The sequence below is a fragment of the Nocardia wallacei genome (assembly GCF_014466955.1).
Lineage (GTDB): Bacteria > Actinomycetota > Actinomycetes > Mycobacteriales > Mycobacteriaceae > Nocardia > Nocardia wallacei.
This window is the reverse complement of the sequence record NZ_AP023396.1, coordinates 2,754,638-2,773,032: the sequence shown is the minus strand read 5'-3', so window position 1 is coordinate 2,773,032 and position 18,395 is coordinate 2,754,638. Positions and strand designations below refer to the sequence as shown.

Here is an 18,395-nt window from a genome sequence, read left to right as displayed (position 1 = left end):
GCAGGCAGCGAAAACCACGACCGCTCAGGCAGGTACCTCGAAGCGCGACAGCGCGAGCAGGCGCGAGATCGCGCGCAGGTACTTCTTGCGGTAGCCGCCGCCGAGCATCTCCTCGGAGAAGATGCGGTCCAGCTTCACTCCCGACACGGTGACCGGGATGCCCGCGTCGTAGAGCCGGTCGGCCAGGACCACCACGCGCAGCGCGACCGCCTGATCGGTGACGGTGTGCACGTTCGACACGAACACCGCCGACACGCCGGAGACCAATGCGCCGTAGCGGGACGGGTGCAGCGTGCTCAGGTGCGCCAGCAGCTCGTCGAAATCGTCGAGGGTGGAACCCGATGTGGCCGCGGCCTTTTCGATGAGCCGATCGGGCGCGGTCGGCTCGGGCGCCGGGGGCAGATCGCGGTGGCGGTAGTCCGGGCCGTCGACGCGCACGGCGTCGAACAGCGAACCCAGCTTGCGGATCTCGCGCAGGAAGTCCTGGGCGGCGAACCGGCCTTCGCCCAGCTGATCCGGCAGGGTGTTGGAGGTCGCCGCCACCGACACGCCGCGCGCGGTCAGCTCGGTCAGCAGCCGCGACACCAGCATGGTGTCGCCGGGATCGTCGAGTTCGAACTCGTCGATGCACAGCACGCTGTTGCCCGCCAGCCGCTCCACGGCGTTGGTGAAGCCGAGCGCGCCGACCAGATTGGTGACCTCCCCGAAGGTGCCGAACGACTTCGGCGCGGGCGAGGCGTGATAGATCGAGGCCAGCAGGTGGGTCTTGCCGACGCCGAACCCGCCGTCGAGGTACAGCCCGGCCCCGTCGACCTGCTTCTTCTTCCCGAACAGAGTCTTCTTCCCGGCCGCCGCGTGGATCTTCGCGACCTTCCCGGCGAATTGCTCGGCCTTCTGCACGGCCGCCGCCTGGGTCGGTTCCTTCGGATCCGGGATGTAGGAGGCGAAGCTCACCTCGTCGAAGGTGGGCGGCGGCACCATCTGGGCGATGAGCTGATCGGCCGGAACCTCCGGATGACGATCGGCGAGGCGTTGTTGCACCCGAGTAGCGTACTGACGTGGTGTGATCGGAACTTATGCAGCGTGCTCCCAATGCGATCCAGTTCACAGCGCTCACCAAGGACGACCTGGTGCGGCTGTACGCCTATCCGGCCCGGCTCCGATTCCCGTGGATCCGAATCAACTTCGTGTCCAGTCTCGACGGCGCGGTGACGGTGGACGGGCGGTCCGGGGCCCTGGGCACGAGCTCCGACCACGACGTCTTCATGCTCCTGCGCGACCTCGCCGACGTGATCCTGGTCGGCGCGGGCACCGTCCGCGCGGAGAACTACGCCGGCGCCCGCACCGATACGCACCGGCGCATCCGCCTCTACCAGCACGGCCTCGGCGGGGCACGGGACGGCGCGCCGCCGCCGATCGCGGTCGTCAGCGCGAGCGCTGCGCTGGATCCGGCCTGCCGGTTGTTCACCGACACCAAGCGCGCGCCGCTGGTGTTCACCACCGCCGCCGCCCCCGCGCAGCGCAAGCGGTTGCTCGCCGAGGCGGGCGCGGAGGTGATCGAGGCGGGCGACACCACGGTCACCGGCGCGGACCTGCGCGCGGCCCTGGCCGCCCGCGGGCTGCTGCGGGTGCTGTGCGAGGGCGGGCCGTCGCTGTTCGGCGAGCTGATCTCGGCCGGTGCCGCCGACGAGCTCTGCCTGACCCTGTCTCCGCTGCTCGTCGGGGGTACGGCGGCTCGAATCGCGGTGTCGCCCAACGCGTTGCCGACCCCGATGGCGCTGCGGCAGGTGCTCGTCGACGACGACGGCACACTGCTGACCCGTTGGGAGCGCGCCGCGACCCAAGGCTGAAACGGCGCGCCGGACCTGGCAGGCTGTAGCGCATGCGCTGGACTCGGGCCGCCTTGCTGGCGACGTCATCGCTGACGGTTCTCCTCACTGTCGCCGCGTGCGGCGCGGGGCCCTCGCAGCGGCCCGGTGTCGCGGTGGAGCGACCGCACGAGGCCGGCGGCGGGGCGCCGACCACTTCGGCGGCACCGGCGCCACCCGCGCTGCAATCCCCCAAAACCGATCTGAGCTGGCGCGACTGCGCGGTGCCGACCTTCAATCTGCTGGGTCTGGGCGCCCCGCCCGCGGGCGTGATCCTCGAATGCGCCGAGTACTCGACGCCGATCGACGCGGGCGGCGCCATCCTCGGCACCTTCCGCAACGGCGCGGTGCGGGCCCGGCTGCAGCAGACTCCGGCCGACGCCGCCCCGCTGGTGCTGACCTCCGGCAGCGATCGTTCCTCGACCGCCACCATCGCGGGCCTCGCCGCCGGACCGGCCGCCGCGGTGCTGGCCGAGCACCCGATCGTCGCGGTGGACCGTCGCGGCATGGGCAGCTCGCAGCCGATCGACTGCATGACCCTCGAGACCCGCCGCGCGGTGGCCGACAACGGCCAATTCGCCCCGGGCGGCGGCGATCCCGTGGACACCATGGCCAAGCTGAGCCAGGACGCCACCATCGCCTGCCAGGACTTCCTGCAGCCGTATCAAGGCACTTTCGACGCCGCGCACGCCGCCGACGACATCGAGCAGTTGCGCAAGCAGTGGCAGGTGGACACGATCGCGTTGCTCGGCACCGGCAACGGCGCGCGGGTGGGCATGACCTACGCCGCCAAGTACGGCGATCACCTCTCGCGCTTGGTGCTCGACTCTCCCGAGGCGGTCAACGCCGACGCGGTCGGACGGGCCGAGCATCAGGTCAAGGGCGAGGAGGCGGCGCTGACCGGTTTCGCGCAGCGCTGCGCGGCGATCGGTTGCGCGCTGGGCGCCAATCCCCGTGCGGCCGTGACCGATCTGGTGAACCGCGCGGCCGCGGGACAGCTGGGTGATCTGTCGGCGGGCGTCCTGCTCACCACCATCTCCGGCTTCCTCGGCGATCCGCGCGCCGATCAGGCCGGCCACATCACCGAACTCGCCGACGCGCTGGCCGCCGCCGGGCGCGGCGACCGCGGCGCGCTGGACAACCTGGCGCTGCGCGAATCGGCGGCCGTCGAGTCCGACGGGCAGTTCGTCGCCCGCTGCAGCGACAACCAGCAGCCCGCCACGCCCACCCGCGCCAAGGATCTGGTGACCGCCTGGGGCGGGCAGTACCCGGTGTTCGGCAAGGCCGCCGCGACCCGGCTGATGGCCTGCAGCGCGTGGCCGGTGCCCAGTCCGCCGCAGCTGCCGGAGAAGTACACCGGGCCGGTGCTGGTGCTGGGCGCCGCCGCGGATCCGGTGGTGGGCGGCGACGGACGGCCCGCGGTGACCGGTGTGCTCGGCGCGGCCGGGGCGCGTACCGCTTCGGTCGAATGGCAGGGCTGGGGTCATCCGGTCTTCACCCACACCGGCTGCGCCCAGCGGTACATCAACGAGTACGCGAAGGACGCGAAGCTGCCGCAGGACGGCACCGCCTGCCCCGCGTGACGCCCGCGCGGACCGGATCCGCGACACGAACGGACGCCGAACACCGGGTCCGAGCAACCGTTCCAAGGTTTCCGGTGTACCGTGCCCCAGTGTTCCTTCGCCAGCTCGAGCCTCGCACCGCTCGGACCACCACCGAGGTCCTGAACTTCGCACTGTGGCCGTTCGCGGTCATGACCGTGCTGCATCAGGTATTCGTCGAGGGCACCAACTTCAACATCACCGACGATTTCGCGCCCGTGTACCGGGCGTCGCTGGCCTTCCTCAACCGCCAGCCGATCTACGGTGAGAACTTCGACCTCGTCGACCCCCATTACCTGTACCCGCCCAGCGGCACCCTGCTGGTCGCGCCGCTCGCCATCATCGACCCGGAGAAGTCGAAGTGGCTGTTCGTAGCGCTGAACGCGGTGGCGATCGTGCTGGCGTGGTACCTGCTGCTGAAGCTGTTCAAGCTCAGCGTGCGCTCCTATGCCGCGCCGCTGACCCTGCTGCTGATGTTCGCCTCCGAAACCGTCATCAACACACTGGGTTTCGGCAATGTCAACGGCTGCATCCTGCTGGCCGAGGTGCTGTTCATCCATCTGCTGCTCGGACGGCGGGACCTGTGGGCCGGGGTGGTGATGGGCCTGTCGATCGCGGTGAAACCGACGCTGGCGCCGCTGCTGCTGATACCGCTGGCGCGGCGGCAGTGGCGGGTGTTCATCACCGCGCTGGGCGTACCGGTGGCGCTGATGGCGATCGCGTGGCCGCTGATCAAGGATCCGATGGATTACCTGCACCGGACCCTGCCCTACTCGCTGAAGGCGCGCGACTACTTCAACAGCTCGATCCCCGGCAGCGCGGCCTACTGGGGCCTCGACCCGTGGCTGACCTGGACCATCCGCATCCTGCTCGGCGCGGTGGTGCTGGTCTCGCTGTGGCTGCTGTACCGCTACTACCTGCACGACGAGCTGTTCTTCGTCTGCACCGCCGCGGGTGTGCTGCTGACCGCGGAGTTCGTGGTGACCGCGCTGGGTCAGCAGTACTACTCGATGCTGCTGTTCCCCTTCCTGATGACGGTGGCGCTGCGCAACTCGGTGCTGCGGAACTGGCCGGCGTGGCTGGCCATCTTCGGGTTCATGACGTACGAGAAATGGCTGCTCGACCACTGGCAGAGCACCGGGCGCACGCTGGAGTACCTGCGCGTCACCCTCGGCTGGAGCCTGCTGCTGATCGTGGTGTTCTGCGTGCTCGGCGACCGCTACCTGGCGGCGCGGCGGGAAGGGCGGCTGAGTTCGGGGATCGACCCGGTCTTCCTGCTGCCCGACGGCGCGAAGCAGCCGGAGACGTCTGCCGAATCGACGACCGAAACCCACGGCGGCGACACCGTCTCCGACCGGACCGGCGACAACGAGAACCAAGCCGAGCCCCGCACCCAATCCCGAGCGAGCGCCCTCACCTGACCACGCCAAACCTGGCATCCCGGCGTGCTCCTGGTACCCCGGCGACCCGTCATCCCGGCACACCCCTGACATCTCGGCGACCCGACGTGCCCCTGACATCCCGGCGACCCGACATCTGGCATGCCCCTGGCATCCGGCGACCCGACATCCCGGCACGCCCTGACATTCCGACATCCCGGCACACCCTGACATTCCGGCGACCCGGCATACCCTGACATTTGCGACGACCCCGCATCTGGCATGCTGCTGGCGTCCAGCGACCCGACATCTGGCATGCCCCTGACCTTCCGATGACCCGACATCTGGCATGCCCCATTCCGATGACCCGACATCCCGGCATGCCCCTGGCCTTCCGACGACCCGACATCCCGGCATGCCCTGACATCCCGACAACCCGACATCCCGGCAATGCTTTTCGCCGGGATGTCGGGTTACTCATCAAGGATCCGCTCGATGAGGTCGAGGGTGGCGGCTGTGTGGATCGGCTCGTCGTCTTCGGCGTCGAGCAACTGCCACGGGTACGGCGAGGCCCAGCCGCGTACCAGGCGATAGCCCGCCCGTCCGGCGCGCGCCGCGAGTGCCTCGACCCGCGGCGTCACCGGGCCGGTCACGGACCTGTCGTTCATCCAACCCACCTCCCATGGTGTTCTACTCGGATGTCGCCGGACGTCCGGGCACTGCTTCCGACGCATCCGCTGATATATGGATTCCGGGTCGACCGTGATGACGGTGGCGATCTCGTGCAATTTCCGAGGAATGGCCGAGCCGTCGAGATGCCGGATATCGGGAATGAAAACCGCCTCGGCTCCGAGATGCTCGACCACATTGACCAGCCGCTGCATCGGCCGGTCGGTCCGGCTGCTGAAAACGACCGTTTTCACGAGGTTGTATCTCGAACGCTTCGCATGCGAACGTATTTTCTCCTCGTCGGCAGACTGCCGAAATCCGGAAATGTCTTTGTCCAGATAGCCGATCGCCACCGGGCTCTTGAACACGTCCGCCCAGCTCACGACTCCTCCCGAGAAGCTTTCAGCCTCTCATCCGGAACACGTTGCGGCAGTGTTGCTTTGGTTATGATCATCAAACGACCCCCTCGGCTTCGATGCTGGATGTAAGGTGTACCCGGCTCGCAGCGCCGGACGGGGAGAGAACGTCAGCCGCGCTACCGGGTACACAACGGGGATCGAAGCACACACAGCACTCATCTGGATCATCCGATCGATAATTCGGGCTAATTTCTACGTTGTCCCAGTGGACGATCCAGAATTTGTCAGCGCCGTGATCCATGCCATTCGGTACCCGTGATCCACGAGTAGGGCTACACGTGATCCACGACCGAGGGAGGAACCACACATGAGCGGGACCAAGGGCCGACCGACGAACGCGACCCCGACCACCGGCGTACCCCGCAGGCAACTGGGCCGCTACCTGCGCGACATGCGCCAGGCCTACGGCATGTCGATCCGCAACGCCGCCAAGGCGATCGGCGTCGGCGACGGGACCTTACAGCGCCTCGAAACCGGTGCGGCCTCGGTGATCCACGACGATCACCTGGAGGCACTGTGCGAACTGTACGAACATCGCGCCATGCTCCCCGCCCTGAAAGCACTTGCGGCGCAGGGAAAAGAGCCCAACTGGTGGCACCAGTACGGCGACATCATCAAAGAGACCTTCAATCTGTACATGGGTCTCGAAGCGGCGGCCGAGGATCTGCGCATCTATCGGCCGGACATGATATCCGGACTGTTCCAGACGCCGGATTACGCACGAGCGCTCGACGCACTCTATTTTCCGGAGGACACCGTCCTCGAACTCGAACGGCGCGTACGGGTCCGGCGGGAACGACAACATCGGATCATGCGTAAGGTGTCTCCCCTGTCGGTCGATCTGGTGGTGGACGAGGGAGTTCTGCGCCGTGTCGTCGGCGACCCGCATGTCATGGCGAAGCAGCTCCGGCACATTGCCGATATGCCAGCGAACGTGCGGGTGCGGATACTGCCCAACTCCGCGGGCTTCCCGCTGGGTATCGCGACTGGCCCCTTCACTCTTCTGGACTTCGGGGTGGACAGTCAGGGACACCCCCACGAACCGCCCGTGGTCTTCATCGAGAGCTACACCGGCGACATGTATCTGGAGCGAACGGACAGCGTGCGGAGATATCGCAAGGCGTTCAATACGATCCACGGAGTAGCGTTGAGCGAGGCCGACAGCAAGCTTCTGCTACGGCAGACAGCCAAGGAGTATGTGCAGTGAACATAGACCTGACCGGGGCGAAGTGGTTCAAGTCCAGCCGAAGTGCAGGTGGTAGTGATTGTGTGGAGGTAGCCCACCTCGATGCGGGCATGGTCGGCGTTCGCGACTCCAAGAACCCGACCGGCCCAGCACTCGTCTTCACCCCGAGCGAGTGGGATGCCTTCACGAGTGGCGTCAAAGGCGGAGAATTCGAGGGAGCATAAGCCACGGCATGTAGCCAAGGAGCATGCGAAATGAAAGCACATCTGGCAGAGGCGAAGTGGTTCAAGTCCAGCCGTAGTTCAGGCGGCAACGAGTGCGTGGAGGTAGCCCACCTCGACGCGGGCATGGTCGGGGTGCGCGACTCCAAGGATCCGACCGGTCCCGCGCTCATCTTCAGCCCGAGGGAGTGGGAAGCGTTCACGGACGGCGTGCAAGGCGGAGAATTCGACCGGGCGTGAGTTCCCGGTTTTCGCTAATTTCCCGAGTGGATGAAGATAGGCCCGGCGGAAACCCGGGCCTATCTTCGATTCCGTCTGGCCCGATGCGGCCGTCCCTCGGCGACAGCAGCGAGCCATTAGACTGTGTGCATGAGTTCCGAGTCCGATACCTCACTACCGGCACCGAAGATCCAGTTGTCGCCGCAGGAGTGGCGGGCGCGGTTGTCGCCGCAGGAGTATGCGGTGTTGCGGGAGGCGGGGACCGAGCGCGCCTACACCGGTGAGTACACCGACACCGAGACTGTCGGGGTGTACGCGTGCCGGGCCTGTGGTGCGGAACTGTTCCGCAGCACGGAGAAGTTCCACTCGCATTGCGGCTGGCCCTCGTTCTTCGACCCGGCCGATTCGGACGCGGTGCTGTTGCGTGCCGACGACTCGCTGAGCATGCGCCGCGTCGAGGTGCTGTGCGCGAACTGCCACAGCCACCTCGGCCACGTCTTCGAAGGGGAGGGTTATCCGACCCCGACCGACAAGCGGTACTGCATCAACTCCATCTCGTTGCGGCTGCACCCCTCGGACAACGCAACACACGGAGAGGACGGATGAACCTTACGATCGCAGCCGCGCCCTCCGCATGACCCGAAAATACGGGGCTGTCGGCCGGTTCAGGGCAGGGCGGCGATCAGCTTCTCGACCTCCACGCGCGGGCCGGTGAAGAACGGGATCTCCTCGCGGACGTGCCGGCGGGCCTCGGTGGCGCGCAGGTCGCGCATCAGGTCGACGATGCGGTGCAGTTCGGGGGCCTCGAAGGCGAGAATCCACTCGTAGTCGCCCAGCGCGAACGACGACACCGTGTTGGCCCGCACGTCGGGATAGCCGCGCGCCTCCTTGCCGTGGTCGGCGAGCATCTTGCGCCGCTCGTCGTCGGGCAGCAGGTACCAGTCGTAGGACCGGACGAACGGGTACACGCAGATGTAGTTGCCCGGCTCCTCCCCCGCGAGGAAAGCCGGGACGTGGCTCTTGTTGAACTCGGCCGGGCGGTGCAACGCGGCGTTGCTCCACACCGGCGCGCTGGCCCGGCCCAGTTCGGTGGTGCGGCGGAAGTCGGCGTAAGCGGCCTGCAGATCCTCGATGCGCTCGGCGTGCGTCCAGAGCATGAAATCGGCGTCGGCCCGCATACCCGCGACGTCGTAGATACCGCGCAGCACCACGCCGCGCTCGCCCAGCGAGTCGAAGAACTCCCGCGCCTCTTTGATCGCCGCCTCCCGATCCTCCCCCAGTACCCCGGGCCGCACCTGGAACACCGAGAACATCAGGTACCGGATGGTCGAGTTGAGAGCCTGGTAATCGAGTCGCGCCATGTCCCCATCCTGCCACTGCCGAGCCCACCCCACACCGCCGCACCCCGTGCATGTTCCCGCACCCCGACACACCACCGAAACGCCGTGTGCCACAAGGCAATGAGTGCGGGAATCCTCACCTGTCGGTGCCTGCTGCCACGCTCCAGCCATGCCACAGGTCACCCACACACCACGCCTCCGCCCCGTCATCACACGCTCCATGGCGACGCGGCAGCGCAATGCCGCTCCCCGCGTCCGCGCCGGACACGGGGAGAACAACGGCGTCGCCACAGCTTCCGACAAGCCGTTCCCCACAGTGCATCGGCAATCCGCGCACACACCGCTGTTGAGCGATGCGCGGCGCGGGCGCGCCCGTTCGTCAAGAGAAGGCTGTCTACGGCATCGCCGCCTTCTCGAGGGCGTCGACGGGCGTGAATTCGTGGCCGTTTTCCGTGCATGTGCCACGACCGAAGAGGTAGGTGAATTGCCGTGCGATCGTGAACTGGCGGCCGACGAGAGCGAGCCGGTGCAGACGGGCGCCGAGCCCCGTCAGGCGATCGGGATGCGCGGGGATCAGCGGTCGCTTGGTGACTCGGTCGAGCGGATAACCGCTCGTGCAGGTGAAGAATCCGGCCCCGCCGAGGTGCACGGTCATCGCGGCCCAGCAGACGGGACATTCGATTTCGATCTCCCCATCGGTCAACTCGAACAGTCTCGGCGACCACGCTGCCGAGTCCTCGAATGTCAGCATCGAATGCACCCGATCTATGAAAGCGGCAGGCTCGCGGTCCGCTGCGGGGGCTTCCGCGGCCAGTTCGGACCGCACCTCGCCGAGCAAGGCGGCGATGCTATCGCGATATCGGTCCCGGATCTCGGCGGTGTAGGGGTCGGCTGCCGAGATGAGAGCGCCCGCGATCGACACGGCCCGAGCCCGATCACTCGGCGCGCCATCGGCGGCGATGGCAGCGAGTTCGGGCAGTGCTTCGACAGGGAGATCTCCAGCGTACATTCCCGTCAAACGGTCGAGAATGCCGGTCTCTGGATCGAATGGATACAACACTGCCCTATGGAAGCAGGTGACCGGAAGAGCCCGCTGATTGTTCTCCTCGGTGGCAGGCCCAGCCCGGCACCGATTCCGAATCACAATCGGGTGAGGTCGGCAAGCACCGCCTCGGCGGCCGCGGTGCCGGAGGCGGCGCAGGCCGGGACGCCGACACCGTGCAGGTACGCGCCGGCTATGGCAAGGCCGGGCAGGTCGGCGAGACCGGCTTCGATGGCGGCGACGCGGTCGAGGTGGCCGGGGGCGTATTGCGGAAGGCCGCCGTGCCAGCGTTGGACGCGGGCGGTGATGGGAGTAATCGGGATACCGGTCACCGTCGACAGGTCCGTCGCCGCGGCGGCGATCAGGTCGTCGTCGGACCAGGACAGCAGTGAGTCATCGCCGAAACGGCCGAAGGACGCGCGGACGAGTGCGACGTCACGGGCGGCCAGGTGTGGCCATTTGCGGCTGGACAGCGTGAACGCCTTGGCGCGCAGTGGTTCTCCGGTGGCGACGAGTATGCCGGAGTTGTCGGGCAGCGGGGTATCCGGGGGCAAGGCCAGGGCGACCACCGCCGAGGAGGACAGCTCGATTCCCACCATCGCCGCCGCAGCAGCCGGTGCCACCCCGCGCAGCAGGGATGCCGTCACCGGCGCGGGCGTCGCGAGGACCACCGCGTCCAACTCGCCCACCATGCCCAACTCGCCGACCGTGTTCAGCTCACCTGCCGCGCCCCGCTGCCTTGTCGCGCCCCGCTCACCCGCCGCGCCCACCTGCCCTGCCGGACCCCGCTCACCCGCCGCGCCCACCTGCCCTGCCGGACCCAGCTCAGCTGCCGTACCTACCTTGCCTGCCGTACCCAGCTTGCCTGCCGTACCTTGCTCGTCCACCAGGTCTAGCCGCCAGCCGTGCGCGGTCCGCGTCAGTTGTGCTGGAGCGCAGCCTGTTTCGAGTCTGGGCGCGGCGGCTTTCAGCAGCGCTTCCAGCAGCACTCGGTATCCGTCGCGGATGCCACCGAAGACAGGTGCGGTCGAAGGTGGTGGCAGGGCGTCGGCGACCGCCTGTGACAGGCTCGCCGCACCGGCGTCCAGGGCGGCGGCCAGGGTCGGTAGCGCGGCCCGCACGCCGATCGAATTCGCCAGTCCCGCATACACTCCGCCGAGCAGCGGGTCCACGCTGCGCCGCACCACCTGCTCCCCGAGCCGGGCGGCCACGAGTTCACCGACCGCCATGTCGCCGCCGGGAACCCAGTCGAGCGGCCGCGCGGGCTCGTCGGCGATCCACGCCAGCGTCGCCTCGTCCACCAGCCCGGCCAGCGCGTCGGGCCCGGCCGGAATACCCATCAGCGTGCGTTCCGGCAGCGGGTGCGCCGCCGCGCCGGACCAGATGAGCGGGCGCTTCCCCGCCGGATACACCAGCTGGTCCGCGAGCCCCAATTCGCCCAGCAGAGCGGGGATTTCGGGCCGACGGCCCACGAACGCCTCCGCCCCGAGATCGACCGGCTCCCCGGCGATGTCGTCGGTGCGGAGAATGCCGCCGATCCGCTCGGACCGCTCCAGCAGTACCAGCTCGAGCTTCGGGCCCAGCGCCTTCCGCAGCCGATACGCGGCCACCAGCCCGCTGATCCCCGCACCCACCACCGCGATCCGCATCGACCACTCCTCGCCCGCTCACACCCGTCGCACGCGCCCGGCCGCACCCCCGCGAACCATCGCGTGCCCTGTTCTGGACGGTACCCGCACCGGCGCGACCGACCGTTACGGGCCACCGGCCCCGCTGCGGCGCATACCGTGGCCGCATGGAGATTCCCGACCTGGCGGAGCTGATCTGGCTGTTCGAGGACGAGCCCACCCGGGGGTACGACGATCTCGACTGGCCGGTGGGCCTGCACTCGTTCCGATTGACCCGGCGCAGCACGACCGTGCTCTTCTCGCTGGACCCGACGGCCGGAGACGCCTACCTGACCATGTACTCGGGCGACGAGGAAATCGCCTACCTCGGCCGCCTGCGCAGGGTAGACCGGCTGACCGTGCTGCGCGAGCCCGACCACGAGGGCCTGCGCCTGTGGTTCCACGGCGATACGCACGAACCGCTGACGCTGCGCACCAAGCCCGGTATCCGCTTGTCCTGGGACGTGCGGCCGCTCGGCGAGTGGTAGCGCGACTACAGCGGCAGGGGCAGGCCGTGGATCAGCTCGACCGTGGCGGTGATGGCGCCCGGGTCGGTCTGGGGCAGCACCCCGTGGCCGAGGTTGAAGATGTGGCCGGTGGCGCCCATCGCGATCGCCTCGTCGGCCTCGTGGGCGATGCGGCGGACCTCGCGCTCGATCACGGCGGGCCCGGCGAAGAGCACCGCGGGATCCAGGTTGCCCTGCAACGCTTTTCCGGCGCCCACCCGGCGCACCGCGTCGGTGAGCGGCACTCGCCAGTCCACCCCGACCACGTCGGCGCCCGCCTCACCCATCGCGCCCAGCAGTTCCCCCGTGCCCACCCCGAAGTGGATACGCGGCACGCCCGCGGCCGCCAGCTCGGCGAACACCCGCGCCGAATGCGGCAGCACGAATTCCCGGTACTGCGCCAGCGACAGCGCACCGGCCCAGGAGTCGAACAGTTGCACGGCGTCCACGCCCGCGCCCAGCTGCGCGCGCAGGAATTCGATGGTGATGTCGGTGAGCACGCCAAGCAGCGTGTGCCAGGTGTCGGAGTCGGCGAGCATCATCGCCTTGGTGCGCTCGTGGTTCTTGCTGGGCCCGCCCTCCACCAGATAGGAGGCGAGAGTGAAAGGGGCACCGGCGAATCCGATCAGCGGGGTGTCACCGAGCTCGTCCAGCAGCAGCCGCACGCCGTCGACCACCGCGCCGACCTCCTCGCGGCGCAGCCGGGGCAGCGCACGCACATCGTCGGCCGTGCGCACCGGCTTCGCGATCACCGGGCCCACGCCGGGCACGATGTCGAGGTCGATTCCGGCGGCCTTGAGCGGAACGACGATGTCGGAGAACAGGATCGCCGCGTCGACCCCGTGCCGCCGGACCGGCTGCAGGGTGATCTCGCACAGCAGCTCCGGATCGAAGCACGACTCGAGCATTCCGACGCCCGCCCGCACCTCCCGGTACTCGGGCAGCGAGCGCCCGGCCTGCCGCATGAACCAGACGGGACGCCGGTTCGGCGTGCCGCCGGTGGCGGCAGCGAGGAACGGCGCATCGGACAACCGGCGGCGAGTTGGAGTGCTCATCACCGCTATCGTATGCGGGCTCGCGATCGGCCCGCGCCGCGCGGTCGGCGGGTATCGGCGCACATTCTCACTGCGAACGCCAGAATGCACGTCGCGGCGCGCCTCCGACCGCCTCGGGTGGATGAGGTCTACCGTCACATTCGTGACACCGCTCGACTTCCGCGACGGCGCCGCACCGACCCCGGGCCCGGACAGCGAACCAGCCCAGTTTCGCGCCGCGGTCGATGCGATGGGCAGCGCATCCGTGCACCCCAGGATCGAGCTCGCACCGATCCGGCCGCCGCAACGCCTGGCACCTTATTCATACGCCATCGGAGCCGAAGTCAAACATCCGGACACGAACGTGGTACCGGTCGATTCCGAGGGCGACGCGTTCGGGCGGCTGATCCTGCTACACGACCCCAACGGCCACGAGGCTTGGCACGGCGTGTTCCGTCTCGTGGCCTACATCCAGGCCGATATCGACGCCGCACTGGCCGGCGATCCGCTGCTGCCGGAGGTGGCCTGGAGCTGGCTGGTGGACGCCCTGGAATCGCGGGCCGAGCCGTTCACCGCGCTGGGCGGCACCGTGACCTCCACCAGTTCGGTCCGCTACGGCGATATCGCCGGGCCGCCGCGGGCCTATCAGCTGGAGCTGCGGGCATCCTGGACGGTCGGCTCCACCGATCTCGGACCACACGTCGAGGCTTTCTGCGAAGTACTGGCCTACGCGGCCGGTTTGCCGCCCGCGGGCATTACCCATTTGCGGCCGGGTCCGCAGATTGCCGACGACCAGTTCTGACCGCCACGTAAAGTTCTGGGCTATGCCCGTTGCCGACGAGTCCGAGAACCCCACGCGGATCGAAGGGAACGACGATCCCGTCGTGCCGTTGCTGGCACCGGTGGACGGCGTGCCACCGGTACTGGAGACAGCCGCGGCCGTCGCCGACGCCGCGGCCCGCCTCGCCGCCGGCGCGGGACCACTGGCCGTGGACGCCGAGCGCGCCTCGGGGTTCCGCTATTCCAACCGCGCCTATCTGATCCAGCTGCGCCGCCGCGGGGCGGGGACCTTTCTCATCGATCCGATCCCGGTGACCGACGCGCTCGGGCCGCTGGCCGAGGCGATCAACGACCTGGAATGGGTGCTGCACTCGGCGGACCAGGATCTCCCGGGGCTGGCCGAACTGGGACTGCGACCGGCGCGGCTGTTCGACACCGAACTCGGCGGGCGGCTGGCCGGGTTCGAGCGGGTCGGGCTGGCGGCGATGGTGGAGAAGCTGCTGGGCCGCGAGCTACGCAAGGGGCACGGCGCGGCCGACTGGTCGACCCGGCCGTTGCCCGCGGAATGGCTCAATTACGCCGCCCTCGACGTGGAGTTGTTACTCGAGTTACGCGACGAGGTCGCGGCCTCGCTCGAGAAGCAGGGCAAGAGCGATTGGGCAGCACAGGAATTCGAGCATGTGCGCACCACCGAGCCGGCCGCGCCCAAGGCCGACCGCTGGCGGCGCACCTCGGGCATCCACTCCCTGCGCCGCACGCGTCAGCTCGCCGTGGTGCGCGAATTATGGACCGCCCGAGACCAATTGGCCCGCCACCGGGATGTGGCTCCGGCCCGGGTGCTGCCGGATTCGGCGATCATCGCTGCGGCACAGGCGGATCCGAAGACGATCGGCCAGCTGCGCGCACTGCCCGTCTTCGGCGGGCCGCGCCAACGGCGGCATTCGCGGGATTGGCTGGCCGCGGTGGACCGGGCCCGGGCACTGCCGGAGTCCGAACTGCCGACACTGACCCAGCCCTACGACGGTCCGCCGCCGGTGAACCGCTGGGAGCGCCGCGATCCGGCCGCCGCCGCCCGCCTCACCCGCGCCCGCGCCGCCATGGGCGAACTGTCGGAAGAACATTCGGTGCCGGTGGAAAATCTGCTGACCCCCGACCTGCTGCGTCGGCTGTGCTGGGACGGCCTGCCGGAATTCCGGTCGGATACGGTCCCGGACGCGCCGGTGCAGGCCATCGACGACTATCTGAAGGCCGGGGGCGCGCGACCATGGCAGCGCGAACTTGCCGCGCCCCACCTGGCAACCGCGTTGTTCGGCTAGCGCAACCCTTCGGGTGCCCGGCCGGAGCCTTCGCTCCCAAGGGCACTCCCCCGAATCAGCGCGAACTTGCCGCGCCCCGCCTGGCAACCGCGTTGTTCGGCTAGCGCAACCCTTCGGGTGCCCGGCCCGAGCGTTCGCTACCAAGGGCACTCCCCTGAATCCGGCGTGTTTGCCGCAACCCACGGCTCCGGGTGGATCCCGGCCGAGAACATGCGGGATGCGGAGTGAGGGGCCGAGTGCCGTCACGGTGTCGAGCGCGGTTGAGCAGGTGGGGCGCCGTAATGAGGGGAGTGCCGTTGCACGGCTGAGCGGACGCCCGCTCAGTCCTCGTACACCGGCGCGCGGCGGTCTCGGCGGGCGCGGATCGCCTCGTCGAAGTTCTCCGTGGTCAGGCGGATGTAGAGCTGGGCGGTGCCCTCGTGCTGCATGTGGGATTCGAAGCTGCCCGCCTCCATGCCGCTCCACAGCATACGTTTGGTGAGTTCGGTGCCGACGCGGCTGAATCCGATGATGCGTTCGGCCAGGTCGTAACACGCGCCGAGGAGTTGGTCCGCGGGTACCGTGCGGGAGACCAGGCCGATGCGCTCGGCCTCGGCGGCGTCCACGTCGCGGCCGGACAGCATGATCTCGAAGGCGCGCGACGCGCCGACGGCCCGCGGCAGGAGGTAGCTCATGCCCAGTTCGGTCGAGGCGAGCCCGTTGTTGATGCCCGCCGCGCGGAAGTAGGCGCCCTCGGCCGCGAGACGGATGTCCGCGCCGACGCTGAGACAGAATCCGCCGCCGATGGCCGCGCCGTTCACCGCCGCGATCACCGGTTGATGCATGCGGCGCAGCGCCAGCATCACGTCGTTGAGCAGATCCATCGAGCGGCGCGCGATGCTGGTGCGGGTGAGGCCGCCGATGTTGGGCACCTTGCCCGCGCCCTGCAGATCGGCCCCGGAGCAGAAACCCGAACCGGCCCCGGTGAGCACCACCACGCGCACGTCGTTGTCGGCGGCCACCGCCTCCAGCGTCTCGCGCAGCGGGACCATCACGTCGAAGGCCATGGCGTTCATCCGCTCCGGGCGGTTCAGGGTGACCAGCGCGACCTGCGGCCTCGGCTTCTCGACGAGCACGAACGACATGCGACTACCTCCCGGACGACTGGGAGGAACTGTAACCTGTTACAGAATCCTCGCGAAAGTCCCGGCGTGAAGCCGACAGCCGAACCGGCGAAGGTTCAGATTCCGCCCAGCCAGCCGGTGACGCGGCGGGCGATGTCCTCGGCGGTCAGGCCCAGTTCCTGGTGGATCTGGGCGCGCGAGCCGTGGTCCAGGAATTGCTGCGGCACACCGAGATCGCGGGTCGGCACGTCCATGCCCGCCGCGCGCAGCCGCGACGACAGCGTGCAGCCGATGCCGCCGTGCATGCCGCCGTCCTCGATCGTCACGACCAGCCGGTAGTTCTCGGCCAGCTTCACCACCGTGTCGGACACCGGCAGCACCCACCGCGGATCCAGCACGGTAACCGAAAAGCCTTCGGCGGTCAGCAGATCCGCGGCCTGCACGGCGTGCTGGGCGAACGGGCCGACCGCCACCAGCAGCACGTCGCCGCGGACCGTCTGCGCGGTACCGCCCTCCGGCATGCGCAGCACGTCGACGCCGTCCAGTCGCTCCACCGCCGAAAGATCGTCGGGCACCGCGCCTTTCGGGAAGCGCACGGCGGTCGGGCCGTCGTGCACCGACAGCGCCTCGGCCAGTTCCTCGCGCAGGGTCGTCGCGTCGCGGGGCGCCGCGACCCGGATGCCGGGCACGATACCCAGCACCGACAGATCCCACATGCCGTTGTGGCTGGCGCCGTCGTCGCCGGTCACCCCGGCCCGGTCTAGTACCAGGGTCACCGGCAGGCGTAGCAGCGCCACGTCCATCAGCAGCTGGTCGAAGGCGCGGTTGAGGAAGGTCGAATAGATCGCGACCACCGGGTGCAGGCCGCCCAGGGCGAGCCCGGCCGCGGAGGTCACAGCGTGCTGTTCGGCGATGCCGACATCGAACATGCGATCCGGGAAGCGCTTGCCGAACGGAGTCAGCCCCGTCGGGCCGGGCATGGCGGCGGTGATCGCGACGATATCGTCGCGCTGCTCGCCCTGGCGGATCAGCTCGTCGGAGAACACCGACGTCCAGCCCACCGCCTTGCCGCCGCGGGGCTGGCCGGTCGCCGGGTCGATGGCGCCGATCGAGTGCATCTGATCGGCCTCGTGGTCCTCGGCGTGCCGGTAGCCGTGCCCCTTCTGCGTGACCACGTGCACGATGGCCGGGCCGCCGAAGTCCTTGGCGCGCCGCAGCGCCGCCTCCAGCGCGGCCGTGTCGTGGCCGTCCACCGGGCCGAGGTATTTCAGGCCGAGATCGCTGAACAGTTCCTGCGGCGCGACCGCGTCCTTGATGCCGGCCTTGAGCGCGTGCAGCATCGAGTACGCCGAACTGCCGACGCGCGGAATGCCCTGCACGAACCGCTTGGTGGCGTCGAGCGCCTGCTCGTAGGCGGGCTGCATGCGCAGGGCGCTGAGCCGGTCGGCCAGGCCGCCGATGGTGGGTGAGTAGGAGCGGCCGTTGTCGTTGACGACCACGATCAGCGAGCGGTCCGGACCGGCGGCGATGTTGTTCAGCGCCTCCCAGCACATGCCGCCGGTGAGCGCGCCGTCGCCGACCACCGCGACCACGTGCCGCCGCTGGCCGGTCAGCGCGAACGCCTTGGCCAGGCCGTCGGCGTAGGACAGCGCGGCCGAGGCGTGCGAGGACTCCACCCAGTCGTGCGCGCTCTCGGACCGGCTCGGGTAGCCGGACAGCCCGCCCTGCTTGCGCAGCGTGTCGAACCCGTCCTGGCGGCCGGTGAGGATCTTGTGCACGTAGGCCTGATGGCCGGTGTCGAAGATGATGGGATCGGCCGGCGAATCGAAACTTCGATGCAGCGCGATCGTCAACTCCACCACTCCGAGGTTCGGTCCCAGATGACCACCCGTCACCGCGACCTTGCGAACCAGGAACTCGCGAATCTCCTCCGCGAGTTGCTCGAGCTCCGACGCCGTGAGCCGGCGCAGGTCCTCGGGCGTATCGACCCGGGAAAGAACTCCCACCGCTATTACTCCCTCTGGATGGCTCGTTTGTTTCAGACA

At 68.9% G+C, this 18,395-nt stretch carries 18 protein-coding genes; 10 read left to right on the top strand and 8 right to left on the bottom strand.

Annotated elements, in window-relative coordinates; all coding sequences use genetic code 11:
* Window positions 1-24: 24 nt before the first annotated feature.
* The gene (gene zapE / locus NWFMUON74_RS12615; RefSeq protein WP_187687989.1) at window positions 25-1,041 is read right to left on the bottom strand and encodes a cell division protein ZapE; all 1,017 of its coding nucleotides are present in this window, start codon (window positions 1,039-1,041) and stop codon (window positions 25-27) included.
* 35 nt (window positions 1,042-1,076) lie between these two features.
* Here zapE and NWFMUON74_RS12610 point away from each other — a divergent pair, with 35 nt between their 5' ends.
* From NWFMUON74_RS12610 to NWFMUON74_RS12600, 3 genes are all read left to right on the top strand, one after another.
* Window positions 1,077-1,850 carry a pyrimidine reductase family protein gene (locus NWFMUON74_RS12610; RefSeq protein WP_187687988.1) on the top strand — a complete coding sequence of 258 codons (774 nt, stop codon included), beginning with the start codon at window positions 1,077-1,079 and terminating at the stop codon, window positions 1,848-1,850.
* Between the two features lie 32 nt (window positions 1,851-1,882).
* Entirely contained in the window at window positions 1,883-3,451 is a 1,569-nt protein-coding gene (locus tag NWFMUON74_RS12605; protein ID WP_187687987.1) for an alpha/beta fold hydrolase, read from the top strand.
* 89 nt (window positions 3,452-3,540) lie between these two features.
* The gene (locus NWFMUON74_RS12600; protein WP_232110993.1) at window positions 3,541-4,890 is read left to right on the top strand and encodes a glycosyltransferase family 87 protein; all 1,350 of its coding nucleotides are present in this window, start codon (window positions 3,541-3,543) and stop codon (window positions 4,888-4,890) included.
* A gap of 431 nt (window positions 4,891-5,321) precedes the next feature.
* On the opposite strand, the gene NWFMUON74_RS12595 is transcribed toward NWFMUON74_RS12600, so the two are convergent.
* Window positions 5,322-5,870: a hypothetical protein gene (locus NWFMUON74_RS12595; protein ID WP_232110992.1), complete on the bottom strand. Its 549-nt coding sequence runs from the start codon at window positions 5,868-5,870 to the stop codon at window positions 5,322-5,324.
* Between the two features lie 373 nt (window positions 5,871-6,243).
* On the opposite strand from NWFMUON74_RS12595, the gene NWFMUON74_RS12590 reads away from it, so the two are divergent.
* The 4 genes from NWFMUON74_RS12590 to msrB all read left to right on the top strand — a co-directional run bounded on the left by NWFMUON74_RS12590 (window position 6,244) and on the right by msrB (window position 8,168).
* Window positions 6,244-7,143 (top strand): helix-turn-helix domain-containing protein, encoded by a 900-nt coding sequence (locus NWFMUON74_RS12590; protein ID WP_187687984.1) that lies wholly within the window; start codon window positions 6,244-6,246, stop codon window positions 7,141-7,143.
* Window positions 7,140-7,346, top strand: coding sequence for a DUF397 domain-containing protein (locus NWFMUON74_RS12585; RefSeq protein WP_187687983.1), 207 nt, complete (start codon window positions 7,140-7,142; stop codon window positions 7,344-7,346). Before NWFMUON74_RS12590 ends, NWFMUON74_RS12585 begins: the two co-directional genes overlap by 4 nt.
* A 30-nt stretch (window positions 7,347-7,376) precedes the next feature.
* Window positions 7,377-7,583 carry a DUF397 domain-containing protein gene (locus NWFMUON74_RS12580; RefSeq protein WP_187687982.1) on the top strand — a complete coding sequence of 69 codons (207 nt, stop codon included), beginning with the start codon at window positions 7,377-7,379 and terminating at the stop codon, window positions 7,581-7,583.
* A 129-nt stretch (window positions 7,584-7,712) separates the two neighbouring features.
* Window positions 7,713-8,168, top strand: coding sequence for a peptide-methionine (R)-S-oxide reductase MsrB (msrB, locus tag NWFMUON74_RS12575; RefSeq protein WP_187687981.1), 456 nt, complete (start codon window positions 7,713-7,715; stop codon window positions 8,166-8,168).
* Window positions 8,169-8,227: 59 nt separating this feature from the next.
* Here the strand turns inward: msrB and hemQ are convergent, their stop codons facing one another.
* From hemQ to NWFMUON74_RS12560, 3 genes are all read right to left on the bottom strand, one after another.
* A complete protein-coding gene (gene hemQ / locus NWFMUON74_RS12570; protein ID WP_187687980.1) occupies window positions 8,228-8,923 on the bottom strand; it encodes a hydrogen peroxide-dependent heme synthase in 696 nt (231 codons plus the stop codon).
* Window positions 8,924-9,296: 373 nt separating this feature from the next.
* Window positions 9,297-9,920: a hypothetical protein gene (locus NWFMUON74_RS12565; RefSeq protein WP_187687979.1), complete on the bottom strand. Its 624-nt coding sequence runs from the start codon at window positions 9,918-9,920 to the stop codon at window positions 9,297-9,299.
* 122 nt (window positions 9,921-10,042) lie between these two features.
* The gene (locus tag NWFMUON74_RS12560; protein WP_187687978.1) at window positions 10,043-11,593 is read right to left on the bottom strand and encodes an FAD-dependent oxidoreductase; all 1,551 of its coding nucleotides are present in this window, start codon (window positions 11,591-11,593) and stop codon (window positions 10,043-10,045) included.
* A gap of 146 nt (window positions 11,594-11,739) precedes the next feature.
* On the opposite strand from NWFMUON74_RS12560, the gene NWFMUON74_RS12555 reads away from it, so the two are divergent.
* A complete protein-coding gene (locus NWFMUON74_RS12555; protein WP_187687977.1) occupies window positions 11,740-12,099 on the top strand; it encodes a hypothetical protein in 360 nt (119 codons plus the stop codon).
* A 5-nt stretch (window positions 12,100-12,104) separates the two neighbouring features.
* Here NWFMUON74_RS12555 and hemE read toward each other — a convergent pair whose 3' ends face one another.
* Complete coding sequence (gene hemE / locus NWFMUON74_RS12550) at window positions 12,105-13,172, bottom strand: uroporphyrinogen decarboxylase (protein ID WP_187687976.1); 1,068 nt, start codon at window positions 13,170-13,172, stop codon at window positions 12,105-12,107.
* 229 nt (window positions 13,173-13,401) lie between these two features.
* Between hemE and NWFMUON74_RS12545 the strand changes: the two genes are divergently transcribed.
* Window positions 13,402-13,953, top strand: coding sequence for a DUF3000 domain-containing protein (locus tag NWFMUON74_RS12545; protein ID WP_232111163.1), 552 nt, complete (start codon window positions 13,402-13,404; stop codon window positions 13,951-13,953).
* A gap of 22 nt (window positions 13,954-13,975) precedes the next feature.
* Window positions 13,976-15,247: an HRDC domain-containing protein gene (locus NWFMUON74_RS12540; RefSeq protein WP_187687974.1), complete on the top strand. Its 1,272-nt coding sequence runs from the start codon at window positions 13,976-13,978 to the stop codon at window positions 15,245-15,247.
* 320 nt (window positions 15,248-15,567) lie between these two features.
* Here the strand turns inward: NWFMUON74_RS12540 and NWFMUON74_RS12535 are convergent, their stop codons facing one another.
* The gene (locus NWFMUON74_RS12535) at window positions 15,568-16,371 is read right to left on the bottom strand and encodes an enoyl-CoA hydratase (protein ID WP_187687973.1); all 804 of its coding nucleotides are present in this window, start codon (window positions 16,369-16,371) and stop codon (window positions 15,568-15,570) included.
* A 95-nt stretch (window positions 16,372-16,466) separates the two neighbouring features.
* Window positions 16,467-18,356, bottom strand: coding sequence for a 1-deoxy-D-xylulose-5-phosphate synthase (gene dxs, locus NWFMUON74_RS12530; protein ID WP_187687972.1), 1,890 nt, complete (start codon window positions 18,354-18,356; stop codon window positions 16,467-16,469).
* Between the last annotated feature and the right edge of the window lie 39 nt (window positions 18,357-18,395).